We start from the raw sequence: 24,713 nt of genomic DNA, 5'->3' as shown, positions 1-24,713 counted from the left end.
GCTCCCCTGCGCCCGAGGCGCCTCTTGACGTTTTGCGGCGATCCTAGCCAAGAACCCCGGAGCAGACAATCGCCGCCACGCAGGCGGGATACACGGCAGGGAGGGCCGGAATGGACGTCTTTTCGACCCTTTTCCTGTTGCTGATAGCCCCTGCCGCCGGTTCCTTCATGGCGGTGCTGGCGGACAGGTTGCCGCGTGGAGAGGACGTGGTCATGGCGCCGTCACGCTGTCGTGCCTGCAAGGCGCGGCTGGGCCTGCGTGATCTTGTGCCACTTCTGTCCTACCCCCTGCTGCGCGGGCACTGTCGCCATTGCGGGGCGCCGGTGCCCGGCTGGCTCTGGCTGATGGAACTGGCGGCGCTGGGACTTGCCGTATTGGCCCTGTTGCGCGGCGGCACCGGGTGGGAGATCTGGTGCTCGGCCCTCCTGCTGTGGCTGCTCTTGGCGCTGGCGATCAGCGACCTGCGCAGTTTTCGCCTGCCCGATGCCCTGACAGCCGCGCTGGCGGCGCTGTGCCTCAGCGTGGCCTTGGTGCAGGGGCAGTTGCTGTGGGCGCTGGCGGGCGGGTTGATCGGTGCGGGCAGTTTCATGGCGCTGCGCATCGCCTATGCCGCCCTGCGCGGGCGCGAGGGGCTGGGCCTGGGCGACGTCAAGCTGATGGCAGGTCTTGGCGCGCTGACCGGCCCCGCCCAGTTGCCCCTGCTGGTTCTGGTCGCGGCGCTGATGGCGCTGGCGGCGGCCCTGCTGCGGCACCGCGCGCCGAAAGGCGACCTTCCGCTGCCCTTCGGCACCGCGCTTTGTGCCAGTGCCGGCCTGCTGTGGCTGTTGCGCGAAACCATCCTCTAGGCGCATAAACCGCTCGCACATCGCGTCAGGATCGTTAGGGTCGGGCGCCACGACCTGCCCGTGAAACGGAGCCGCCATGACCACCTCTTGCCGCCCCTTCCTCTCTGCCGTCCTGGCCAGTGCGCTGGCGCTGTCCCCGCTGCCATTGGCAGCACAGGACGCCGCCGACCCGCCTCCCGAGGCGCAGGACCTGCCCGAGATGGCCAAGATCGAACAGGCCTGGAACCGGGGCGATTTCGTGACCGTGCGGCAGGGGCTGAAGGTGCTGGCCGAAGAGACCGGCACCGCCCTGGCACAGTACCGATATGGCCGTATCCTGATCGAGGGGCGCGGCGGCCCGCGCGACCCCAAGGGCGCGGCGCTCTGGCTGGAACGGGCGGTCGAGCAGAACCACGCCGAGGCGGCGACCCTGCTGGCGCGGCTCTACCTCAGCCAGGTCCCCGGCGGGCCGGAACGGGACGCGACCCGCGCGGCAGAGCTGTTGACCCGGGCCGCAACGCGTGGCGATGCCCAGGCGCAATACCTGCTGGCCCTGCTGTACCAGAACGGCGACGGGGTCAAACGCGACACGGATGCCACGTACAACTGGCTGCTGGCCGCCGCCGAACAGCGCCATGCCCAGGCACAGTTCGCCCTCGCCGCGATCCATCTCAACAGCGAAACGGGTGACCGCGACGAGGGGATACGCTGGCTGCGCGCCGCCGCCGGACAGGGGATCGCGGATGCACAGATTCAACTGGCAACCCTGCTGGATACGGCCGACACGCCCGTGACCAACCGCGCCGAGGCGCTGGACTGGTATCGCCGCGCTGCAGAATCGGGGCATGTGCTGGCCCAGCGGATGCTGGGCACGCGCTACCTGACCGGCGACGGTGTGAGCGCCGATCCGCAAGAGGCGCTGCGCTGGCTGGGACAGGCAGCGCAGGCCGGCGACGCGGGCGCGATGAGCAACCTTGGCTATGCCTTTGCCGCCGGGCAGACTCTGCCACAGGATATGACGCAGGCGGCGCTCTGGTACGGCCGGGCCGCGGAGCATGGACTGGGCCGGGCGATGGTGGCACTGGCCCGCATGTACGAGACGGGCACAGGGGTGACGGCGAATTTCGACACGGCAGTGGCGCTTTATACCCGCGCTTTGGAAACGGATGACGACGCGCTGGCCCGGGTCGAGCTGGGACGGCTGGCCGCCGCCGGGCAGTTGGACGGGCGCGTCGCGCCGCAGCGCGCCGTGCCCTGGGTCCTGGCCGCGCTGCGGGCCGGGAACGCCGAGGCGCTGACCTGGCTGGAAGCCCGCGCCGAGGCGGACGATCCCGCTGCGCAATCGGCATTGGGGCGGCACCTGCTGGACAGCGACGAGGCGCACCGGGACGAGGCCGTCGCCCTGCTGCGCTCGGCCGCCGACCTGGGCAACGGGCCGGCGCAGTTCGCGCTGGCGGGCCTGCTGGCGCGCGGCGATCACGGCGGCGTGCCGGATTATGTCGAGGCGCACAAGTGGTACAACATCGCCGCCACCTTTGGCCATCCGGACGCGCCCGAGCAGCGCGAGGTGCTGGGAAACCTGATGACACCCGAACAGCTGGCACAGGCCCAGGCCGCCGCCCGCGCCTGGTTCGAGGCCGACGCAGAGCGCGGGCCGGCACTCGGGGGGAATTGACCGTGCGCGCCGCCGTTTCCGCGCTGGCGATCGCGCTGGCCCTGGTCAGCCCCGCGGTCCAGGCGCAGACCGATCCGCTGGCGGCCATGCGCACGGCGGCAGAGGCCGGGGACATGGCCGCGCAGCTGGCGCTGGCCGAACGGTTCGAGACCGGCGACGGAGTGGTGCAGAACTTTGCCCGGGCGGCGCGCTGGTATGGCCTGGCCGCCGAGGCGGGCAGCCTGCAGGCCGCCAACCGGCTTGGCCGCTTGCACCATGCGGGCCTTGGCGTGCCCCGCGACATCCCCCGGGCCATCGAACTGCTGGAACGCGCGGCCAAGGGCGGCGCGGCAGAGCACCTGCACGACCTGGGGCTGGTTCTGGAAAGCACGCAAACTGACGATGCCAGCCTGGCGCGTGCTGCCGATCTCTATCGCAGGGCCGCGCAGGCAGGCCATGTCGAGGCCGCGGTCAGCCTGGCCGTACTGCTGCAGAACGGCACCGGCGTACCACAAGACTTCGAAGAGGCCGCAAGGCTTTATCGACAGGCCGCAGACCAGGGACACCTGCGCGCGCTCAACAACCTTGGGTTGCTGTATGTCCGGGGCAACGGCGTCGCGCAGGACTATGAACGGGCCGCCGACCTTTTCAAGGCCGCCGCGGACCAGGGGCTGCCGCAGGCGCTGACCAACCTCGGCGTCCTTTACGAGAACGGATTTGGCGTTCCGCAAAGCGACGCGCTTGCCATGCAGTACTATCGGCGTGGCGGCGAAGGCGGCGGCACGAAGGGCGCGCAATCGCCGCAGGTGATCTACGATCCCCGGCTGGCCCCTCCTCCCACGGACCAGGCCGGCCTGAAGGTGCTTGAACGGGCCGCACGCAGTGGCGACCCGGTAGCGGAATTCCAGTTGGCCTTCATGATGTTGCAGCAAGGCACCACAGACCCGCGCAGCGCGATCCGGGCCGCCACATTGCTGCGCCGGGCCGCCGAGGCCGGGCATGCGCCCTCGATGGCCAACCTCGCCATGATGTATTTCCGGGGTTCGGGTGTGCCACAGGACTATGTCATCGGGCAGATGTGGCTTGTCCTTGCCGGGTCCGCCGGTTTTGACGGCGCCACCGGGCTGAACGCGCAATGGAGCGCCCGCATGACCGCTGACCAGGTCAACGAAGCCCAGAAACGGGCTGAGGCGAAATGGTCCGAGTGGCGCGATGCCGAAAATTAGAAATACACGCAAAACGCGTGATTTCCTTGACCAAACGTAACATGACGATGCATAGTTCGCTCAGATACGGGACGCGGTGCCGCCGCGGCCCCATGATTTCGTTGCACGGGACAGACATGCGGATTTTCCGATACATACCCATCATCGCGACCGCGCTGACCACCAGCCTGGCCGGCATGGCCCAGGCCGCCGATCCAGTGGCGCAACACAACTCGACGGCTTTCTGGTTCGTGAACTGGCTGGGCCTGACCAATGCCACGCTGGATGTCGTCTCTCCGCAGGGTGAGGTGACGACGGTCTTTGCCTCTTCGGGCACGCCGGTCTTCGAGCTGGACCGCGCCAAGGCGATGGACGGGGTTTATCGCTACGAACTGACGGCGGCGACGGACAAGCAGGTCAAGGTCGTGAACCCGATGAACAACGGGCGCGGCGACCTGGCATCCGACATGGCTGCGGAATCCTTTTACCTGACCGGTCAATTCATCGTCTCGCGGGGCGTCATAACGACTCCGGACGAAATGACCGAAGACGACAACTGAATTTCAAGACATCAAAGGCGCAAAAGGAACAAGAACATGAGCAAAGCCAGCTTCCCGACCCGTGGACTTGCAGCGGCGGGCCTCGGCGCCTGCATGATGATCGGCCAGCAGGCCGCGGCTGACCAGGTTTTCCTCGATGATGTGATCGTGGACGGCAGCCTGTGCGTCGGCACCGACTGCGTGAACGGCGAAAACTTCGGCTTCGACACGCTGCGGCTGAAGGAAAACAACCTGCGGATCAAGTTCCTGGACACGTCGAACAGCGGCAGCTTTCCCAGTGTCGACTGGCAGATCGTCGCCAACGACAGCTCCAACGGCGGGCTGAACTACCTGGCCTTCCAGGACGACAGCACCGGGCGCATCCCCTTCCGTGTCGAGGCCGGCGCGCCGGCCAACTCTCTCTACGTCGAAGCCGATGGCGACCTGGGCATCAAGACCGCGCAGCCGGTGGTCGACATCCACGTGGTCGAGGGCAACACCCCCACCCTGCGCCTGGAGCAGGACGGGTCGGACGGGTTCGCCCCGCAGGTCTACGACATCGCCGCGAACGAGGCCAACTTCTTCATCCGCGACGTGACCAACGGCTCTCGCCTGTTCTTCCGCGCCAAGCCCGGCGCCCCCGAGGACAGCCTCTACATCGATTCGACCGGCGAGATCGGCATCGGCACAGACGCCCCCAGCGAGGCACTGCATGTGCGCCGCTCCGATGGCACAGCGACGCTCTATGTCCAGGAGGTCAACGGGTCGGTGGCGCTGCGCAACCTGATCAAACTGGACAACAACGGCGAGGTGGGCCTGCGGATGCAGAACACCGACACCTCGGACAAATGGGCGCTGGCCACAGCGGGCGGCGGGTTCATCATCAACGGCAACGGCGGCGCGGCAGAGTTCACGCTGGGCGCGAACGGCGACCTGACGATCACCGGCTCGATCACCACCACGGGCAGCTGTTCCATCGGCTGTGACGCGGTTTTTGACGCCGATTACGATATCCTGCCGATCTCTGCCCGCGCGCAGATGATGTACGACCTGGGTTACCTACCCAACGTCGGCCCCACCGCAGAGGCGGGCCAGTACGACCTGACCAAGAAGGTTCTGGGCATGCTGAACGAACTGGAGCACGCGCATATCTACATTTCGCAGCTGAACAAGCGGATCGAAGTGCTGGAAGAAGCGCTGGCCACCCAGGTCGATTGAGCCGGGGGCGGGGCTGTGCCTCCGCCATGAAACGGGTGTGACACGCGCCCCGTCTGCCCCCGCAGGCGGGGCGTTTTCACGCCGCATGCACCGTGCACGGGCCACGCCCTGTGGCTGGCACGGCAACACCAAGTGAAAGACCGGCCAGAAGGTCGGCAGGATTCAAGAGGGACACATGATCTCGGACACCCAAAGCCCCCGCACCGACTGGCTGCGCCTGGGGTTCGCATTGGCCATTGTCGTCGTGCTGGCCTATCTCTTCTGGACCGGATCGCGCTACCCCGCGCTTGGGGAAAAGGCCATCATGTCGGGCGCCATCCAGTTGGAGGACCCGCTGGGCTTCGAGGCGAAATTCGCCCTGACCGAGGACATGACCGTGCTGGAGCGGATGTTCTGGTCGACGCTGAACTGGATCAACACCAACAAGAAGGGCATGACCTTCGGCGTGCTCTTTGCCGCCGCCTTTCTGACCGCCGCGCCCTATGTGCGGCGCAAGAGCTTCAAGGGCAGTTTCGCCAACAGCGCCCTGGGCCTGGTCATCGGCACGCCGCTGGGCGTCTGCGTGAATTGTGCCGCACCGATCGCACGGGGGATGTATTCCGGGGGCCTGAGGGCGGAAACGACCCTGTCGGCCATGATCGCCTCGCCGACTCTGAACGTGGTCGTGCTGACCATGCTGTTCAGCCTGCTGCCGGTCTACATGGCCGTGACCAAGATCGCGCTCAGCCTGCTGGTCATCCTCGTGGTCGTGCCGCTGATCTGCCGAAATCTGCCGGAAACCGAGCTGCCCCCGGCGCAGCGCGTGGCCACCGTGCCGCCAGCCCCGCTGCCGGGTGTGCACCACGCCGTCAAGGACGTGGTCATCGGCTACCTGAAGAACCTTTGGTACATCTTCAAGATGACCGTGCCGCTGATGTTGCTGGCAGGCATCCTGGGCGCCGTGGTCGCAACGCTGCTGCCGCAGGACCTGATCACCGGACTGGCCTTCAGCCTGGTTGCGCTGGTGCTGATCGGCCTTGTCGGGGTCTTTCTGCCGGTGCCCATCGCCTTTGACGTGGTTGTCACGGGGGCGCTGTTGGGGGTCGGGCTCAGCCACGGCTACGTGATGGCACTGCTGTTCACCCTGGGCAGCTTCAGCATCTATTCCTTCTTCATCGTCGCGCAATCCGTGGGCATGCGGGCCGCCGTCCAGCTGGGCGCCAGCATAGCCGTGCTGGGCATCCTCGCAGGCGCCGGGGCGCATTACTACCACGACTGGCAGACCGACCGCGCGCTGCGCCTGCTGACCAGCGAGGTTCAGGAACCGCAGCGCCTGCTCTGGGCCGCCGAGGCCGCCGAGGGCGACCCTTGGACCGTGACCACCGAGGACGCGCCCCGCATCATCGTCGAGCCGCGCCCCTTTGCAGATCCCTCGCCCACCGCCGACCGGGGCTTTACCCGGCTTGAAGGTTGGGAAATCGGGCTGGATCAACCGATCGAGTTCACGATGGCCGACATGTGGCCTCCCTTCTGGGAGGGCCGCAGCCTGGCCTCGGGCGACATCGACAATGACGGCGACATCGATCTGGCGGTCGCCTCGACCGAGGTGGGTCTGCGGCTGTTTGCCAATGACGGCACCGGCCAGTTTTCCCCGATGGAGATCGACCTGGGCGAACTGGCCAATGCGCCGGTCTTCAACGCGGCGATCGTGGATATCGACAACGATGGGTTCCGTGACCTCTTCCTGGCCACCTACCGGGGCGGCAATTTCGTCATGATGAACGGTCCCGACGGGTTCGGTGCGCCGCAGAAGGTGGAAAACACCGAGGGGACCTTCTTGACGATGGCGCTGAGTTTCGGCGACGCGGACCGCGACGGCGACCTGGACCTGGGCCTGGGGAACTGGTCCGCAGGCTGGTATCGCCGTATCCCGGGTGAGGAATCGCGCAACCGCGTGGTCTGGAACGAGGACGGCGCGCTGACAGGCACATCCTACACCGTTCTGCCCGGCATCCCCGGCGAGACACTGTCGATGCTGTTCACAGACCTTGACCGGGACGGCAACCAGGACCTGCTTTTGGGCAACGACTTCGAGATTCCGGACTATTTCTACATGGGGGATGGCAAAGGCGGGTTCCGCGCCGTGACCTACCAGGACGGAACCATGCCGCATACGACCACCACGACGATGGCGATCAAGACGGCGGACCTGATGAACGACGGCGCACCGGAACTTTACCTGGCACAGATCGCCGGGCGGTCCTCGGGCGTGTCCAACATCCTCAAGATGCAGCCGCTGGAACACTATTGCGCGATCATCAAGCGCGATGACCTGCGGGCGACCTGCGAAAAGAACATGGCGATCAAGACCTGGTACAAGTCGGGCAACAGCTTTGACCCGACCTATGCCAGCCGCTGCCAGGAACTGACCGGGCGCGACCAGGTGGAATGCAAGGCCATGCTGATCAAGGACCTGGCGATCCAGCGCAAGGATGCCGCGATCTGCGACATGATCCCCAAAGACCAGGTCAAGGCGCATTCCTACTGCGTGGTGCACTTCAAGCCGCCGCGCCCGATCGAGGCGCAGGAGGCGGACGCCGCCCTGCCGCAGATCAAGAACTACAACGTGCTGCTGACGCCGGATGGCGCGGGCGGCTATGCGGATGTGGCCAAGGACTGGGGCCTGCATATCGGCGGCTGGAGCTGGGACACCAAGATCGCCGATTTCGACGAGGACGGCTGGAAGGATGTCTATATCGTCAACGGCACCTGGGTCCCGAACGAGGTCAGCCCGTCGAACATGTTCTTCCGCAACACCGGCAAGGGGTTCGTGGAATCCTCCGGCCCCTTCGGACTTGAGGATTACCTGATGACCGCCGCCGCGACGCGGTTCGACATGGACGGCGACGGCGACCTGGACATCGTGACCTACACGGTGAACGGGCCGCTGGCGGTGTTCCGCAACAACGCGCAGGACAACAAGGCGCTGACGGTGAGTTTCGAGGATCTGCAGGGCAACCGCGACGGCATCGGCGCCGAGGTCACGGTGACGGATTCGCAAGGCGTGACGCGGATGCAGGAGATCCAGCTTGGCGGCGGTTTCATGTCCTTCGATGCGCCGGTGGCGCATTTCGGGCTGGGCGACGCGGACAAGGCGGTGCGCATCGCGGTCCGCTGGGCCGATGGCGGCGAAACGGTGATCGAAGGCGATTTCGCGCCCGAGACCCAGTACCGTATCCGCCGTTCCGCCCCCGAATAAGGCACGAGGGCGGCCTGAACGGGCCGCCCCGCGACTGCCGGGACAGGGTTCCGGCGCCTTGAATGGGCGGATTACCGAGTGCGTCCGCCCCTGCCCGGATCAACCCCGTTGAACCCGGCCCGCTTTCACGGCAAGTAGAGGGGGTTCCCCTCAGGCATCGGAAGGTCATGGCCAAGCTCTACCACGTCCCCCTCTCGCCCTTTTGCCGCAAGGTCCGTCTCAGCCTCGCCGAGAAGAAGATCGAATGCGAATTGGTCGAGGAGCGTTACTGGGAGAAAGACCCGGATTTCATGCGCCGCAACCCGGCGGCAAAGGTGCCGGTGCTGCGCATCGACGGCAAGATCATGGCCGAGTCGGCGGCGATCTGCGAATGGATCGAGGAGAAATACCCCGAACCGGCGCTGATGCCGCGGTCCGCCGACGCCCGCTACGAGGTGCGCCGCCTGGTCGGCTGGTTCGACGACAAGTTCCACAACGAGGTCACGTCGAAACTGCTGTACGAGCGGGTCAACAAGAAGGTGATGAAGGCCGGATTCCCCGACAGCGGCAACGTCAAGGCCGGGGCCAAGGCGATCAAGTATCACCTCGACTACATGGCCTGGCTGCTGGATCACCGGCGCTGGCTGGCAGGCGACAACATGACCCTGGCCGATTTCGCCGCCGCCGCGCATCTGTCGGCGCTGGACTACATCTCTGACGTGGACTGGAACCGGTCGAGCGTGGTCAAGGACTGGTACGCCAAGATCAAGTCGCGTCCGGCCTTCCGCGCCATCCTGGCCGACCAGGTGCCGGGGTTCCCGCCGCCTGCCCATTATGCCGACCTGGATTTCTGAAACCGAGGCGATCTTTCTGCGAAAGATCGGTGGGGGCGCTGCCCCCGTCCCTGCGGGACTCCCCCGGAGTATTTTTGCCAAGAAGAAGCAGGGGGAGTCGTGAGGGAACTGACCGAACGCCTGAAGGACGAAGCGCGGGACATCGGCTTTGCACAGGCGCGCATCTGCCGGCCCGGCGACGTGCCCGAAGTGATGGGCAGGCTGCGCGCCTTCCTGGACCGGGGCTATCACGGGCAGATGGACTGGCTGGCGGATCGGGTGCACTGGCGCGGGGCGCCCGATGTCCTCTGGCCCGAGGCGCGGTCTGTCATCATGCTGGGCGAGAATTATGGCCCCGAACACGATCCGCTGGAGGTGTTGGACCGGCGCGACCGGGCGGCGATCAGCGTCTATGCCCAGCACCGCGATTATCATGACGTGGTCAAGAAGCGGTTGAAGCGGCTGGCGCGCTGGCTGATCGCCGAGGCGGGCGGCGAGGTGAAGGTCTTTGTCGATACCGCGCCGGTGCCGGAAAAGCCCTTGGCGCAGGCGGCGGGGCTGGGCTGGCAGGGCAAGCACACCAACCTGGTCAGCCGCGAGCTGGGATCCTGGCTGTTCCTGGGCTGTGTCTTTACCACGCTGGAGATGGAGGTGGACGGGGCCGAGCGGGATCACTGCGGATCGTGCCGGGCTTGCCTGGACATCTGCCCGACCGGGGCCTTTCCCGCGCCTTACCAGCTGGACGCGCGGCGCTGCATTTCCTACCTGACCATCGAGCACAAGGGGCCGGTGGACGAGGCGCTGCGGCCCGCGCTGGGAAATCGGATCTACGGCTGTGACGACTGCCTGGCGGTCTGCCCCTGGAACAAGTTCGCCCGCCGCGCCGAAGAGGTGAAATACCACGCGCGCCCGGACCTGTTGGCGCCGCCGCTGGCGGACCTGGCCGTTCTGGACGACGCGGCGTTCCGGGCGCGGTTCTCCGGCTCTCCGATCAAGCGGATCGGGCGGGACCGGATGGTGCGGAACACCTGTTATGCCATCGGCAACTCTGGCCGGCCCGAGCTGAGACCCGTTGTCCAGTCGCTTTGCGAGGATGCGGACCCGGCGGTGCGTGACGCGGCCCGCTGGGCCGTGCTGCGCCTGGGATCGGAACAAGGGGACGGGCGCTGAGCTGCCATCTCAGCGCCCGGAGCGACACCTCGGTTTCTTGGGAGAAAGAGCTTGTCACTCGACCGTTACATGGCAGCCACACCCGGTTCGCGCAAGAGGCGCGCAAGGCAACGTGAGGTCCGTGACAACGGGCTTTGATTTGCGCCGATGAAACCCATGTTATGCAGGGACAGGACAGGACCCGATCCGAGAGGAGAACAACTTGGCAAAATATGAACGAAGACCGGAGGTTATCCACAGCCTGACGCCCGAGCAGTACCACGTCACCCAGGAGAGCGGAACAGAGCGCCCGGGGACCGGCGAATACTTGCACATGAAAGAGCCGGGCATCTACGTGGACGTGGTTTCGGGCGAGCCTCTGTTCGCCAGCGCCGCGAAATACGAATCGGGCTGCGGCTGGCCGAGCTTTGTCAAACCCATCGAGCCGGACAATATCGTCGAGCTGCGTGACACCACGCATGGCATGATCCGGACCGAGGTGCGGTCGCGCCACGGGGACAGCCACCTAGGCCATGTCTTCCCTGACGGGCCGATGGACCGGGGCGGCCTGCGCTACTGCATCAACTCGGCCTCGCTGCGGTTCATCCACCGTGACGACATGGCGGCCGAGGGCTATTCTGATTACATCGACCAGGTGGAGGAGATCGAATGACAGACCGTGCTGTTCTGGCCGGAGGCTGCTTCTGGGGCATGGAAGAGCTGATCCGCAAGCTGCCCGGGGTCGAGAAGACCCGCGTGGGCTATACCGGCGGTGACGTTGCCAATGCCACCTATCGCAACCACGGCACCCATGCCGAGGGGATCGAGATCCTGTTCGATCCGGCAAAGATTTCCTACCGGCAGCTACTGGAGTTCTTTTTCCAGATCCACGACCCGACCACGCTGAACCGGCAGGGCAATGACATGGGCATGAGCTATCGCTCGGCCATCTACTATGTCGACGAGGACCAACGGCAATGCGCGCTGGACACCATCGCCGACGTCGAGGCCAGCGGGCTCTGGCCCGGCAAGGTGGTGACCGAGGTGGAACCCGTGGGCGATTTCTGGGAAGCGGAGCCCGAGCACCAGGATTACCTGCAACGTTATCCGGGCGGGTATACCTGCCATTTCCCGCGCGCCGACTGGGTGCTGCCCAAGCGCGACGCAGCGGAATGACACCGGGGAAGCCATGCGTTTGCGCATGGCTTCCTTGCCACATTGGGCAATCCCTATTCTCCGGCCCTCCGCCTATATGCGGGAAAGCTCAGGAGATTGGAGAACCGACATGACACCAGAGGCATTCTGGGACGGGATTGCAGAGAAATACGCCAAGCAGCCCATTGGCAACACCGAGGCCTACGAGGCCACGCTGGACCGGGTGCGGCATTGGCTGCGTCCGGATATGAACGTGTTGGAAATCGGCTGTGGCACCGGCACGACGGCGCTGAAGCTGGCCGGGAATGCGGGGCAGATCCTGGGCACCGACGTCTCCGGAGAGATGGTACGCATCGCGAACGAAAAGGCCGCGCAGGTGCCGAATGTCAGCTTTGCCACTGCTCCCGCGGAAAGTGCCGGGGCCGGGCAGCCCTTCGACGCGGTGCTTGCCTTCAACCTTTTGCACCTGGTCGCGGACAGGGCGGCGGTTCTGACCCATGTGCGCGGCCTGTTGCCCGAGGGCGGGCTGTTCATCTCCAAGACGCCCTGCCTGGGTGGCAAACCCTGGTTCCGGCCGCTGATCTGGGCGCTCCAGAAGGTCGGCAAGGCGCCCGGCCCCGTCCATTCGCTGCGGCCCGGCCAGATCGAGGACGAACTGCGCGCGGCCGGTTTCGAGGTGGTGGAAAGCGGAGGCTATCCGAAAAAGCTGCCCAACTGGCTGGTCGTGGCCCGCGCGGTCTGACCGCGCATTTCCCTGCAACCCGGGCATCCGGTTACGGGAACGGGATTTGACTTGTGCCCCTGAGCACCCCAGATAGTCTGTCGAGCCGGGAAACAGGACAGTCACCGGATATCAGGGGTATTTGCGTAAAGGCCAACCGTTGCCTATTGTGCGCGATCTTTCGGCAATAGGGCAACGGGACGAGGCAGGACTACGTGACAGCAGGGTCGACCATTCGAGGCGGAATCATAAGGAAACTCTTTTCCTTGATCAGGAAAACCGGCGCGGAATTCGCGCTGCCGATGCTGCAACGGCCCCGGCAATTGCAGACGGCTGCCCTGTGTTACCGCATCGACGACGGTCACAAACGCGTCCTTTTGATCACCAGCCGCGGCACCGGGCGCTGGGTCATCCCCAAGGGCTGGCTGATGCGCGGCAAGAACGCCAGCGAGGCCGCCGTCGTGGAAGCCTGGGAAGAAGCCGGGGTGCGCCCGGGCCGGACGGCAGAGCGCCCCATCGGCACCTATGTCTACGACAAGATCAAGAATTCGGGCCTGCCGGTCACCGTCGAGATGCTGGTCTTTCCGGTCGAGGTCCGGTCGCTGGAGGATCGGTTCCCCGAAGCCCGTGAAAGAGTGCGCCGCTGGGTCACGCCAACTGAGGCAGCAGGAATGGTCGACGAGCCGGGACTGAGGCAAATTCTCCTCGATTTCGGGGACAATTGACCCTGCAACCGTGTTGATCTTGCTCCGAGGCCGCATTTGACATAGGCCCCCCGGCCAAACGGGGGGAAATGCATGTCGGACGAACACCTGGATCCAAGTCACCTGGAGACGCTAGACCGCGACCTGGGCCGGCTTTCGACTCTGGAACAGGCCACGGCCTATGTCAGCCGCCCGATGATGGGCTTTGGAATCGCGCTGATCTTCGTGGTGTTCGCGGGACTGGTCGCGGCGCTTGTCTTCGGGCAGACCAACAACACCTTCATCGTTGTCGTGGCCGCCGCCTTTGGCGCCTACATGGCGCTGAACATCGGTGCCAACGATGTGGCGAACAACATGGGACCCGCCGTGGGCGCCAATGCCATGTCGATGGGCGCGGCCATCGTGATCGCCGCGGTCTTTGAAAGCGCCGGCGCCCTGCTGGCCGGGGGCGACGTGGTATCGACCATCGCCAAGGGCATCATCGCGCCGGAAAGCCTGGGCACCTCCGGGGCTTTCATCTCTGCCATGATGGCGGCGCTGCTGGCCTCGGCGCTCTGGGTGAACCTGGCGACATGGATCGGGGCACCTGTCTCGACCACGCATTCGGTCGTGGGCGGCGTCATGGGCGCCGGGATCGCGGCGGCAGGTTTTGCCGCCGTCAGCTGGGGCCAGATGAGCGCCATTGCCGCCAGCTGGGTGATCTCTCCCCTGCTGGGCGGGCTGATCGCCGCCGGGTTCCTGTGGTTCATCAAGGCCAACATCATCTACCGCGACGACAAGATCGCCGCCGCGCGCAAATGGGTGCCGGTCCTCGTCGGCATCATGGCAGGGGCCTTTGCCTCGTACCTTGCGGTCAAGGGCCTCAAGAAGATCGTCAAGATCGAGCTGGGCAGCGCCCTGATGATCGGCGTCGGGGTGGCCGTGATCGCCTGGCTGATCATGATCCCGGTGGTCCGCAGGCAATCGGCCAACCTGGAAAACCGGAACAAGTCTCTCAAGGTGCTGTTCGGCATCCCGCTGATCGTTTCGGCGGCGCTGCTCAGCTTTGCGCATGGGGCCAATGACGTGGCCAACGCGGTCGGCCCGCTGGCCGCCATCGTACAGGCCTCGTCGACCGGCGATTTCACCCACGCGGTGGAAATCCCGCTGTGGGTCATGGTGATCGGCGCGCTGGGGATTTCCTTTGGCCTGTTCCTCTTCGGGCCGAAGCTGATCCGCATGGTGGGCAACCAGATCACCAAGCTGAACCCGATGAGGGCCTATTGCGTGGCGCTTTCGGCGGCGATCACGGTGATCGTGGCCAGCTGGCTGGGCCTGCCGGTCAGCTCGACCCATATCGCCGTGGGCGGGGTCTTTGGCGTCGGGTTCTTCCGCGAATGGGACACCGAGCGGCGGATGCGGAAATCCAAGAGCGCGATCACCGGCCTGCCGGCCCTTGCGCCCGAGGAACGCCGCCGCCGCAAGCTGGTGCGGCGGTCGCACTTCATGACCATCGTGGCGGCCTGGGTCATCACCGTGCCCGCCGCCGCGGCGTTGTCCGCGGGCCTGTTCCTGGTGATCCAGGGCATCAGCGGCTGAGCCTTTCCACCCTCAGGGGCCCTGTCACTCCCGTTTCACCGGGCTGGGCAAGTCCCTTGGGTGGCGCCGCCCGGCGCGCGCCAGGTCCGCGCGCAGCTCTGCCGGACCTCGATCCGTCGCAGGCGCCACCCCCTGCCCCGCCCCGGGCGTCAGGATGTGCCGCAACAGCGCCACCGGATGCGCCCGCAGGGACAGGCGCATGGCGACGTAATCCTCGACCACCTGTTCGCCTTCCGTCATCTGCGGCAGGCAAGCCGCCACCTCGGCAATGGCCTCGCCGTCCAGATCCCGCGAGAAGAGCGGCAGCTCCCCGCCCGTCTTCAGCGCCTTGGCCTGCCACAGCGCCTCGCGCCGCGAAAGGCCAAGGGCGGCAAAGGCATCCGCCTCCGCCAGCCGTTCCAGCACCGCGGGCGCCAACCCGGCCCGGCGCCAGACATCGGCCACCTGCATGTAGCCGTTGCCCCGCGCATGGGTCAGCCAGGTGGCCTCTTCCTCGGCCAGTCCCTTGATCTGGCGAAAGCCCAGCCGCAGCGCCAGCCCGCCCTTGCCGTCCGGCTCCATCACATTGTCCCAGTAGCTGGCATTGACGCAGACCGGCCGCACCATCACCCCGTGTTCGCGCGCATCCCGCACGATCTGGGCCGGCGCATAGAACCCCATCGGCTGCGCATTCAGCAGCGCGCAGGCAAAGATCCCCGGGTGATGGCATTTCAGCCAGGCCGAGGCATAGACCAGCAGCGCAAAGCTGGCGGCATGGCTTTCGGGAAAACCATAGGATCCGAACCCCTCGATCTGGGAAAAGCAGCGTTCGGCAAACGCCCGGTCATAGCCCTTTTGCGCCATGCCGCGCAGGAACAGGCTGCGAAACTCGCTGACATTGCCGTGTTTCTTGAAGGTGGCCAGCGAGCGGCGCAGGCGGTCCGCCTGTTCGGGGGTGAAGCCCGCGCCGGTGATGGCGATCTGCATGGCCTGTTCCTGGAACAACGGCACGCCCAGCGTCTTGCCCAGCACCTCGCCCAACTCGTCCGAGGGGAATTGCACCTTTTCCTCGCCGTTGCGACGGCGGATGTAGGGGTGCACCATGTCGCCCTGGATCGGGCCGGGGCGGATGATCGCCACCTCGATCACCAGGTCATAGAAGGTGCGCGGCCGCATCCGGGGCAGGAAATTCATCTGCGCCCGGCTCTCGACCTGGAAGACGCCCACGCTGTCGGCCCTGCACAGCATGTCATAGACCGCGCCATCCTCGGGCGGCAGGGTGGCCAGCGTGTGCCGCGCCCCGTGGTGACGCGCCACCAGGTCAAAGGCCTTGCGGATGCAGGTCAACATCCCGAGCGAGAGCACATCGACCTTGAGGATGCCCAGAGCGTCGATGTCATCCTTGTCCCAGCAGATGACGGTCCGCCCCTCCATCGCGGCGTTTTCCACCGGCACAAGTTCGTCCAGCCGCCCCTCGGTGATGACGAAACCGCCGACATGCTGGCTGAGGTGGCGGGGAAAGCCGATGATCTCGTGGATCAGCTCCATCGTCAGCATCAGGCGGCGGTCGTCCGGGTCCAGCCCGATTTCCCGCATCCGCTGCCGTTCCAGCCCCTGCGCGGAGAAGAACCCCCAGAGCTGTGACGACAGCGCCCCGATCGTGTCCTGGCTCAGCCCCATCGCGGCGCCGACCTCGCGGATGGCGCGCTTCCCCCGGTAATGGATCACCGTGGCACAAAGACCCGCGCGGTGGCGTCCGTAGGTCTCGTAGATGTGCTGGATCACCTCCTCACGGCGCTCGTGTTCGAAATCCACATCGATATCGGGCGGTTCGTCCCGCGCCTCGGACACGAAACGCTCGAACACCATCGTCCCCACCTCGGGGCTGACAGAGGTCACGCCCAGGCAATAGCAGGTGATGGAATTGGCCGCGGAGCCGCGCCCCTGGCAGAGGATCCCGCGCGACCGGGCAAAAGCGACGATGTCCCGGACAGTCAGGAAATAGGGCTCGTAGTTCAGCCGCGAGATCAGATCCAGCTCATGCGCCAGCATCTTCTGCACCTTCTCCGGCGCCCCCTGCGGATAGCGCCAGGCCAGCCCCTCATGCGCCAACCGCGCCAGCCGCGCCTGCGCGGTCTCTCCCTGCGCGATCTCCGACGGGTACTCGTACCGCAGGGACGCGATGTCGAAGGCACAGCGCGCCGCCAACGCGGCAGCCCGGTCCACCGCCTGCGCATGTGGACCCAGCAGGCGGCGCATCTCGCCTTCCGAGCGCAGCCGCTGTTCACCGTTGGCCAGCGCCGCCCGGCCTAGTTGATCCACGCGGACCCCGCTGCGGATCGCCGTCAGCACATCCGCCAGCCGCCGCCGCCGTCCGTGGTGCATGACGGGTGCCGCCGTGGCCACGGTGGGTAGGCCCAGCTCCGTCGCCAGCGCCGCCAGCCGGTCGAACCGGCGCGCATCCTCGCCATCATAGCGCGGCGCCAGTGCCAGGTGCATCCGCGCGCCCTGCCCCCGCACCAGCGCCGCCACATGGCCGCACCAGCCCGCCCCAACCCGGTCCGGCGCCAGGAGGATGAACTCCAGCCCCTCCACGCCCTCCGGCAGATCCGACAGGTGCAGGTGACAGGCGCCTTTTTCCGCCCGCAGCCGACCGGCGCTCAGCATCCGGCACAAATGCCCCCAGCCCACGCGCGACCCCGCCAGCGCCACCATCTCCACACCTTCGGTAAAGACCAGCCGCGCCGCCGGGATCAGCCGGGGCACGTTGCGCACCGGCGCACGCGGCGGCACAGGCAGACCCGGCGGCGCCGGCGGGCCGATCACCCCGCCCTCTGTCTCCAGCCGCTCCAGCTCCGCCACCTGCCGCGCGATCTCGCGCCCCGCGCTATGCGCCCGCACGATTCCCGCAACCGAATTCACATCCGCCAGGGCAATGACAGACACCCCCGCAAGTGCCGCACGCTCCATGTACTCCTCCGGGTGCGAGGCCCCGGTGAGAAAGGAGAAGTTCGAGGTGATGCAAAGCTCGGCGAACATGCGGGGCAATATATTCCCCCTTTGTTCTCATTTCGAGTCCGCAGAACGCTGCCCGGACCCCATGCTTCTTCTTGGCGGAAATACTCCCCGCCGGAGGCACCCCGAGGAGGGAGCCGGAGGCGGACCGACGAGATACAAAGCGCGGGCCCCGAAGGGCCCGCTCAATTAATTCAGACGCCGGATTTCACGATGGCCTCGGCCAGCAGCGGCACGGTCTTCGCGTTCAGACCCGCGATGTTCATGCGCGAATCGCCCACCATGTAGACGCCGTGATCCCGGCGCAGGGTCTCGACCTGTTCAGGCGTGGCGCCCAGGCGCGAAAACATGCCGCGGTGCTGCGCGAGAAAGCCGAACCGGTCCGACCCCGACAGGCGCTGCAATTCGCCCGCCAGTTGCTCGCGCAGGGCCAGCATGCCGGTGCGCATCTCTTCCAGTTCCGCCTGCCACTCGGCCTTCAGCGCATCGTCGCTCAGGACATAGGTCACCAGCCGCGCGCCGTGGTCCGGCGGGAATGAAAAGTTCTGCCGGTTGAGATAGTTCAGCGTGCCCTGGTTCAGCTTCTTCGCGCCGCCGTCCTGCGCCACGGCCATCAACAGGCCGGTGCGCTCGCGGTAGATACCGAAGTTTTTCGAACAGGAGGCCGCGATCAGGCATTCCGGCACCGAGGAGGCCACCATGCGCACCGCTTGCGCATCCGCGTCCAGCCCGTCGCCGAACCCCTGGTAGGCCAGGTCCACCATCGGCGTGGCGCCGGTCTTGTTCAGGAGGTCGATCAGGGCCTTCCACTCGGTCGCGTTCAGGTTCGCGCCGGTCGGGTTGTGACAGCAGCCGTGCACCAGCACGATGTCGCCTTTGCCCGCCTGCGCGAGGTCGGCCATCATGCCGTCGAAGTTCACGCCGCCGCTTTCATTGTCGAAATAGCGGTACATGACCGTCTCGATCCCCATGTGCTTGAGGATCGACAGGTGGTTGGGCCAGGTCGGATCGCTGACAAAGACGCGGACGTTCGGGTTGGCCATGCGCGCCATGTCAAAGGCCTGGCGAACCGCGCCTGTGCCGCCCGGCGTCGCCGCCGCGGCCACGTTCTCACGCGCGACCGCATCGCCCAGCACCAGCGCCACCATGACGTCGGCAAAACCCGGATCGCCGGCAAGCCCGGTATAGGCCTTGGTCTGTTCGTCTTCCCAAAGCTGCTTTTCGGCGGCCTTGATCGCCCGCATGATCGGCGTGTTGCCATCGGCGTCCTTGTAGACGCCGACACCGAGGTCGATCTTGTCCTCGCGCGGGTCCTCGCGGAAGGCCTGCATCAGCATCAGGATCTTGTCGGCGGGTTGTTCCTTGATCGTCTCGAACATCTCTGTCTCCGGTTATTCCGCGGGTCCCGTGGCGACGGGCAGCGTCGGGAAGGCGCCCCATTCCGCCCAGGACCCGTCATATAGCGAATGGTCGCTCTTGCCGATGCGTTCCATCGCAAGACTCAGGATCGCGGCGGTCACACCCGACCCGCAGGTGGTGATCGCGGGCTTGGCCAGGTCCACGCCCGCCGCCACGAAGACCGCACGCAGCGCATCTGCGTCCTTCAACGTGCCGTCTTCGGTCAGGAGGCTGCGGTAATGGACATTCTTGGACCCCGGGATATGCCCCGCCCGCAGGCCTTCGCGCGGTTCGGGTTCCTCGCCGGCAAAGCGCGACGGCGACCGGGCGTCGATCACCTCGGTATTCTTCAGCTTGGCGGCGGCGGACACCTGGGTCACGTCGCGCACCAAGTGGTTCTGGCGGCGCACGGTCATGTGCCGGTCGCGGACGATGGGATCCATGTCCTCGATCTCGCGGCCCTCGGCCTGCCACTTGGCGAACCCGCCGTCCAGCACGGCGATGTCATCTTTGCCCATCAGCTTGAACAGCCACCAGACCCGGGCGGCGGAAAAGATCCCGGCGCCATCGTAGACCACGACCTGGTGGCCGTCGCCCACGCCCATCGCGCGCATCCGCGACATGAACTTTTCCGGCGGCGGCGCCATGTGCGGCAGGTCCGACCGCGCATCCGAAATTTCGTCGATGTCGAAAAACCGGGCGCCGGGAATATGTCCGGCGTCGTATTCGGCACGGGCATCGCGGCCCATGTCGGGCAGGTACCAGCTGGCATCCAGGATCCGCAGGTCGGGATCGTTCAGGTGTTTGGCCAGCCACTCGGTCGAAACGAGCGTTTTGGGATCGTCGGCGAACATGGGCCCCCCACAGCGGTCATTACCGTGTGCTTAGGCAAGAGGGCCACCGCTTGCAAGCGCGTCGCGCCGCGATCTGTCCTCCGGGGCAGGAAATGCCACCCCGGAGACCGGCGCATTACTTCGACATCATGCCACGCAGCGCGCTGACCACGGCCAGAACGACACCTCCGCCGACACCGCCGCTGGCGACCTGGCCAATGATCGTACCGATATCCAGCCCACCCACAGCACCGGCCTGCCCGGCCACGTCTGGCGCGCCCAGCATTCCCAGCAGGGTACTGCCCAGGCCACCCCCGACAATACCCGCTATCGAGTTGATCAGCGTGCCTTGGTTGATGCCCTTGACCAACCCGCCGGCAAGGTTGCCGCCGACCGCGCCCGAGATCAGTGCAATGAAAAGTTCCATGTCCACTCCCTTTCCTGCGCCCCACCAAGGGGCGCGGACTGGGTAGCGGGCCGGGCAGGCCAGCGATAAGGGAATGGCGCGCAGGCTTTCCCCTCCCGCGCCGTCGGGGTCAGCCGCGTTCCTTCAGCAGGCGCTGCTTTTGACGGTTCCAGTCGCGCTTGGCCTCGGTCTCGCGCTTGTCAACGTTCTTCTTGCCCTTGGCGATGCCGATCTTGATCTTGGCGATGCCCTTGTGGTTGAAATACAGCACCAGGGGCACCAGCGTCATGCCCTTGCGCTGGGTCTCGTTCCAGAGCCGGGCCAGTTCACGCTTGGAGCACAAGAGCTTGCGACGCCGCCGCTCCTCATGCCCGAACATCGCGCGCTCGTAGGGCGCGATATAGCTGTTCACCAGCCAAAGCTCGCCATCCTCAACCGCCGCATAGCTCTCGGCGATGTTCGAGGTGTTCTCGCGCAGGGATTTCACCTCGGACCCGTTCAGCACGACGCCGCATTCGAGGTCATCCTCGATCGCGTAGTCAAAACGGGCGCGCCGGTTCTCGGCGATCACCTTGTAGTTCGGGTTGCTGTCGGGTTTCTTGGCCATGATGCGCCTAGATAGTCACTGGCGCGGGGCCTGTCCACCACCCGCGGCGGGTCTCGGACTTGACAATCAGCGCCGGTCGCAGTGCCTAGGTGACAGACCCAGACCAAGAGGCAGAGATGAACCGCTATCCCCGCGACATGATCGGCCACGGCCCCCACCGCCCCGACCCGCAGTGGCCCGGCGGCGCGCGGGTCGCGGTGCAATTCGTCCTGAACTACGAGGAAGGCGGCGAAAACTGCCTGCTGCACGGCGATGCAGGGTCCGAAGGGTTCCTGTCGGACATTCCCGGCGCCGCGCCCTGGCCGGGACAACGCCACTGGAACATGGAATCGATCTATGAATACGGCGCCCGCGCCGGATTCTGGCGCCTGCATGACCTATTCACCGGCGCGGGCATCCCGCTGACGATCTACGGCGTGGCCACGGCGCTGGCCCGGTCACCCGAACAGGTCGAGGCCATGAAGGAGGCGGGCTGGGAAATCGCCAGCCACGGTCTGAAATGGATCGAACACCGCGACATGCCGGAGGACGAAGAGCGCGCCCAGATCGCCGAGGCCATTGCCCTGCACACCGAGGTCGTCGGAGAGCCTCCGCGCGGCTGGTACACCGGGCGCTGTTCCATGAACACCGTCGCGCTGACTGCCGAGACCGGGCAGTTTGCCTATATCTCGGACACATACGACGACGACCTGCCCTATTGGAAAGAGATCGGCGGGCGTGCCCAGCTGGTCATCCCCTACACGCTAGAGGCCAACGACATGCGCTTTGCCGGCGCGCCGGGCTGGGTGACGGGACAGGACTTCGGTCAATACCTCTGCGATGCCTTCGACACGCTCTACGCCGAGGGAGAGGCCGGGAAACCCGCGATGATGAGCGTGGGCCTGCACTGCCGCCTCATCGGACGCCCGGGCAAGATCGCCGGGCTGAAACGCTTTCTCACCCATATCGCCGCGCATGAGGGTGTCTGGACCCCGACCCGCCTGCAAATCGCCGAACATTGGGCCGCCACCCACCCGCCGATCACGGCAGAGCGCCCCTCGCAGATGGACCGCGATACCTTCGTGACCCGGTTCGGGGGCATCTACGAACACAGCCTCTGGATCGCGGACCGCGCCTGGGACCTGGAACTGGGTCCGGCGCACGACCGCCCCGCCGGGCTGGCCAATGCGCTTGCCCGCGCCTTTCGCCGCGCCACCGAACAGGAACGGCTGGACGTGCTGCGCGCCCACCCTGACCTGGCCGGGAAACTGGCCGCTGCGCGCCGCCTGACCACCGAAAGCACGGCCGAACAGGCCAGCGCGGGCCTTGACGCCCTGACCGACGAGGAACGCGCCCGCTTTACAGAACTCAATGACGCCTACACCGAAAAGCACGGGTTTCCCTTCATCATCGCCGTGCGCGACCATGACAAGCAGGGCATTCTCGCCGCTTTCGAACGACGCCTTGGCAATGACAGCGAAACGGAGTTCACCGAGGCCTGCCGCCAGGTCGAACGGATCGCACGCCTGCGCCTCGACGCCCTGCTCTGACGCCTCGGCTTCTTCTTTGTGAAAATATCCCGAAGGGCGGGGCGGTGCCCACTCTACCGAAAGGAAAGGACATGCCTCAGATCATCGCACGACCGCTGACGCAAAGCGCCTTTGCCCCTTTCGGCGAAGTGCTGGAGGTCATGGGACCGCCCGACAAGCTGATCAACGCGGGAAAATGCGGCCGCCACCATGACATCGCGCAGTTGGATTTCGGTCCCGGCGGGCGGGCCGGCATCAGCCTGTTCGATGCCGAGCCGCGCGCCCTGCCCTACCTGCTCGACCTGGTCGAACGCCACCCGGACGGCAGCCAGGCCTTCCTGCCCATGCACCGCAATCCCTGGCTGGTCATCGTGGCTGAACCGGGCGACAGGCCCGGCGCGATCCACGCCTTCCTCGCCGGACCCGGGCAGGGGGTGAATTTCCATCGCGGCACCTGGCATGGCGTGCTGACGCCCCTGTCCGCGCCCGGCCTCTTTGCCGTGGTGGACCGGATCGGGGAGACCGCCAACCTCGAAGAGGTCAGGCTCGACCCGCCGGTCGAGATCATCCTGCCCTGAGCATCAAACGAAAGAGGGGCCTCCGCAGAGACCCCTCTCTCCCCCGGGTCGGGGACTGCTCGATCCTGGGTGCCGGAGGCGTTACCAGCAACGCTGGCCGTGGCGGTTCCAACCGTTGCGGCATCCGTTGTGATGGCCGCCGTTGCGTTTCCATTTGCCGCCGTTGTGGTGCCGCTTTTTCCACTTGCCGCCGTTGTGATGGCGATGCTTCCAGTGCCCGTTGTGCTGACGCTGAATCACGACCCGGCCACGGTGGTGATTGTCGATCGCCTGGCCAAGAATGTAGAGTCCGACGGCAGCGCCGAGGAACCTCTTGAGGTCGTCGTTGTTGCGGGCCTGCGCCGGCGAGGCCGCGGTCAGCGACAGGGCCAGCGCACCGGCAGCAACGATGGATGTGATGAGACGTGCAGACATGAGGTGTTCTCCTCTCACGGGTAAGGGTCAGAGCCGCGTCAAGTCAGCGACTCCCGACCCCAGCGTCCTGCCGGCCCGTCCGGCGGCTCAATATCAGCCCGTGGATATTGGATAACCGCCCTGCCAGGCCCTTCGCGTTATTGAATTTCTCGACCGGGCAGCGCAGTTTGGGATCATGTCCCAAACCCGGCGTACCCTCATGTCCCCGACCCTTGCCCGCCTGATTTCCGCTGCTCTCGTCATTGTCGCCCTGGCCATGCCCGGCGCCGCGGCGGCGGATTGCTACATCCATTACAAGGCCAAGCGCGACACGCCCAAATACGGGCTGCACTACGGCATCGTGCGCAGCTCGGGCTCTTGCCCGTCGTCGCCGGAACGCGCCGTCCGGTCGCGCATTTCATCGGGCGGATGGGTCGTTCTGGGCATCGTCAAGGTCACCAATTCGCCCCCTACCGCATCGGAACTCGAATTTGCAAAGCAACACTATTACCGCTAGCGAAAGCCGCCGTTCTGGCAGCCGCATCGTCACGCTGGGCATTGTCGCCATCGTGACCATCCTGGGTCTGGCCGGGGCCGTCCTGCTGCTGACCCTGCCGGACGGCAATGCCTTCAACGCGCGTGTCGAACGCATCTTCCTGGAAAACGACAACCTTGCCAGCCAGGCCGAGGTCAAGCTGCTGGAGATCCTGGCACAGTCCGGCACCGCCTTTTCCGACACGCTGGCCAGCTACCGCGTCGTGATCTTCGTGCTGCTGGTCTTTTCCGCTGCGCTGCTGGTCGCTGCGCTGGTCTTTCTGGTGATGCTGGTGTCGCTCAACCGGCGGATGGCCCAGATTGAACGATCCGGCATCGAGGTGTCCAGCCTGATCATCTCGCGCGAGGAAAATACCGTCTACCTGAACACGATGGGGTTCAAGCTGACCGATGCGATGATGGAAACGCTGGCCGTCCTGGCCGAAGCCCGGCTGGACGACGAGATGCTGACCGGCAGCCAGATCGAGGCGGTGATCTCTGGCAAGGCCGAGGCGGATTGCGACGAGGCCTCTGGCGCGACGCGGATCAAGCGGCTGCGCGACGGTCTGGGCAACCAGATGGTCAGCGAGTTGCTGGTCAAGAACATCGCCCGCCGGGGCTATATGCTGGCCATCGACAAGGGCGTGATCGAGGTGGTCTGAACC

Annotated in this window: 23 protein-coding genes; 17 read left to right on the top strand and 6 right to left on the bottom strand. The window is 66.0% G+C overall.

Annotated elements, in window-relative coordinates:
• The first annotated feature begins 110 nt into the window (after positions 1 to 110).
• From BLQ71_RS17480 to BLQ71_RS17420, 13 genes are all read left to right on the top strand, one after another.
• Positions 111 to 845: a prepilin peptidase gene (locus BLQ71_RS17480; RefSeq protein WP_074622621.1), complete on the top strand. Its 735-nt coding sequence runs from the start codon at positions 111 to 113 to the stop codon at positions 843 to 845.
• Between the two features lie 76 nt (positions 846 to 921).
• Positions 922 to 2,499: an SEL1-like repeat protein gene (locus BLQ71_RS17475; protein WP_074622620.1), complete on the top strand. Its 1,578-nt coding sequence runs from the start codon at positions 922 to 924 to the stop codon at positions 2,497 to 2,499.
• 2 nt (positions 2,500 to 2,501) lie between these two features.
• Positions 2,502 to 3,704: a tetratricopeptide repeat protein gene (locus BLQ71_RS17470; RefSeq protein ID WP_074622619.1), complete on the top strand. Its 1,203-nt coding sequence runs from the start codon at positions 2,502 to 2,504 to the stop codon at positions 3,702 to 3,704.
• A 116-nt stretch (positions 3,705 to 3,820) separates the two neighbouring features.
• Positions 3,821 to 4,243: a hypothetical protein gene (locus tag BLQ71_RS17465; protein ID WP_043141559.1), complete on the top strand. Its 423-nt coding sequence runs from the start codon at positions 3,821 to 3,823 to the stop codon at positions 4,241 to 4,243.
• Between the two features lie 36 nt (positions 4,244 to 4,279).
• Positions 4,280 to 5,440, top strand: coding sequence for a hypothetical protein (locus tag BLQ71_RS17460; RefSeq protein ID WP_074622618.1), 1,161 nt, complete (start codon positions 4,280 to 4,282; stop codon positions 5,438 to 5,440).
• 175 nt (positions 5,441 to 5,615) lie between these two features.
• The gene (locus BLQ71_RS17455) at positions 5,616 to 8,678 is read left to right on the top strand and encodes an FG-GAP-like repeat-containing protein (RefSeq protein WP_074622617.1); all 3,063 of its coding nucleotides are present in this window, start codon (positions 5,616 to 5,618) and stop codon (positions 8,676 to 8,678) included.
• A gap of 167 nt (positions 8,679 to 8,845) precedes the next feature.
• On the top strand, positions 8,846 to 9,511 hold the full coding sequence (gene fzlA / locus BLQ71_RS17450) for an FtsZ-binding protein FzlA (RefSeq protein ID WP_069209385.1): 666 nt from the start codon (positions 8,846 to 8,848) through the stop codon (positions 9,509 to 9,511).
• Positions 9,512 to 9,610: 99 nt separating this feature from the next.
• Complete coding sequence (gene queG, locus BLQ71_RS17445; protein ID WP_074622616.1) at positions 9,611 to 10,660, top strand: tRNA epoxyqueuosine(34) reductase QueG; 1,050 nt, start codon at positions 9,611 to 9,613, stop codon at positions 10,658 to 10,660.
• Between the two features lie 202 nt (positions 10,661 to 10,862).
• Entirely contained in the window at positions 10,863 to 11,312 is a 450-nt protein-coding gene (gene msrB / locus BLQ71_RS17440) for a peptide-methionine (R)-S-oxide reductase MsrB (protein ID WP_069209387.1), read from the top strand.
• Positions 11,309 to 11,815, top strand: coding sequence for a peptide-methionine (S)-S-oxide reductase MsrA (gene msrA, locus BLQ71_RS17435; RefSeq protein WP_043141546.1), 507 nt, complete (start codon positions 11,309 to 11,311; stop codon positions 11,813 to 11,815). The genes msrB and msrA overlap by 4 nt, the downstream gene beginning before the upstream one ends.
• Positions 11,816 to 11,924: 109 nt before the next feature.
• On the top strand, positions 11,925 to 12,536 hold the full coding sequence (locus tag BLQ71_RS17430; RefSeq protein ID WP_074622615.1) for a class I SAM-dependent methyltransferase: 612 nt from the start codon (positions 11,925 to 11,927) through the stop codon (positions 12,534 to 12,536).
• A 245-nt stretch (positions 12,537 to 12,781) separates the two neighbouring features.
• Positions 12,782 to 13,240: an NUDIX hydrolase gene (locus BLQ71_RS17425; RefSeq protein WP_308421213.1), complete on the top strand. Its 459-nt coding sequence runs from the start codon at positions 12,782 to 12,784 to the stop codon at positions 13,238 to 13,240.
• 72 nt (positions 13,241 to 13,312) lie between these two features.
• Positions 13,313 to 14,797, top strand: coding sequence for an inorganic phosphate transporter (locus BLQ71_RS17420; protein ID WP_074622614.1), 1,485 nt, complete (start codon positions 13,313 to 13,315; stop codon positions 14,795 to 14,797).
• 24 nt (positions 14,798 to 14,821) lie between these two features.
• Here the strand turns inward: BLQ71_RS17420 and BLQ71_RS17415 are convergent, their stop codons facing one another.
• From BLQ71_RS17415 to smpB, 5 genes are all read right to left on the bottom strand, one after another.
• Positions 14,822 to 17,815, bottom strand: coding sequence for an error-prone DNA polymerase (locus BLQ71_RS17415; RefSeq protein ID WP_074622613.1), 2,994 nt, complete (start codon positions 17,813 to 17,815; stop codon positions 14,822 to 14,824).
• A gap of 170 nt (positions 17,816 to 17,985) precedes the next feature.
• Positions 17,986 to 19,170, bottom strand: a complete 1,185-nt coding sequence (locus BLQ71_RS17410; protein WP_074622612.1) for an amino acid aminotransferase — start codon at positions 19,168 to 19,170, stop codon at positions 17,986 to 17,988.
• A 12-nt stretch (positions 19,171 to 19,182) separates the two neighbouring features.
• On the bottom strand, positions 19,183 to 20,043 hold the full coding sequence (gene sseA / locus BLQ71_RS17405) for a 3-mercaptopyruvate sulfurtransferase (protein WP_043141533.1): 861 nt from the start codon (positions 20,041 to 20,043) through the stop codon (positions 19,183 to 19,185).
• Between the two features lie 115 nt (positions 20,044 to 20,158).
• Positions 20,159 to 20,449: a hypothetical protein gene (locus tag BLQ71_RS17400; RefSeq protein ID WP_172430871.1), complete on the bottom strand. Its 291-nt coding sequence runs from the start codon at positions 20,447 to 20,449 to the stop codon at positions 20,159 to 20,161.
• Positions 20,450 to 20,558: 109 nt separating this feature from the next.
• On the bottom strand, positions 20,559 to 21,035 hold the full coding sequence (gene smpB, locus BLQ71_RS17395) for an SsrA-binding protein SmpB (protein WP_043141528.1): 477 nt from the start codon (positions 21,033 to 21,035) through the stop codon (positions 20,559 to 20,561).
• Positions 21,036 to 21,151: 116 nt separating this feature from the next.
• Here smpB and puuE point away from each other — a divergent pair, with 116 nt between their 5' ends.
• The gene (gene puuE, locus BLQ71_RS17390; protein ID WP_074622611.1) at positions 21,152 to 22,564 is read left to right on the top strand and encodes an allantoinase PuuE; all 1,413 of its coding nucleotides are present in this window, start codon (positions 21,152 to 21,154) and stop codon (positions 22,562 to 22,564) included.
• 71 nt (positions 22,565 to 22,635) lie between these two features.
• Positions 22,636 to 23,121: an ureidoglycolate lyase gene (locus tag BLQ71_RS17385; RefSeq protein ID WP_074622610.1), complete on the top strand. Its 486-nt coding sequence runs from the start codon at positions 22,636 to 22,638 to the stop codon at positions 23,119 to 23,121.
• 81 nt (positions 23,122 to 23,202) lie between these two features.
• On the opposite strand, the gene BLQ71_RS17380 is transcribed toward BLQ71_RS17385, so the two are convergent.
• The gene (locus BLQ71_RS17380; RefSeq protein ID WP_043141521.1) at positions 23,203 to 23,535 is read right to left on the bottom strand and encodes a hypothetical protein; all 333 of its coding nucleotides are present in this window, start codon (positions 23,533 to 23,535) and stop codon (positions 23,203 to 23,205) included.
• Positions 23,536 to 23,734: 199 nt separating this feature from the next.
• Here BLQ71_RS17380 and BLQ71_RS17375 point away from each other — a divergent pair, with 199 nt between their 5' ends.
• Positions 23,735 to 24,031, top strand: coding sequence for a hypothetical protein (locus BLQ71_RS17375; RefSeq protein ID WP_052244479.1), 297 nt, complete (start codon positions 23,735 to 23,737; stop codon positions 24,029 to 24,031).
• Positions 24,006 to 24,710 carry a winged helix-turn-helix domain-containing protein gene (locus tag BLQ71_RS17370; protein ID WP_043141518.1) on the top strand — a complete coding sequence of 235 codons (705 nt, stop codon included), beginning with the start codon at positions 24,006 to 24,008 and terminating at the stop codon, positions 24,708 to 24,710. Before BLQ71_RS17375 ends, BLQ71_RS17370 begins: the two co-directional genes overlap by 26 nt.
• Positions 24,711 to 24,713 lie beyond the last annotated feature (3 nt).

This window comes from Antarctobacter albus (assembly GCF_900101505.1).
Taxonomy (GTDB): domain Bacteria; phylum Pseudomonadota; class Alphaproteobacteria; order Rhodobacterales; family Rhodobacteraceae; genus Antarctobacter; species Antarctobacter albus.
This window is presented reverse-complemented; position numbering and strand designations above follow the sequence as displayed.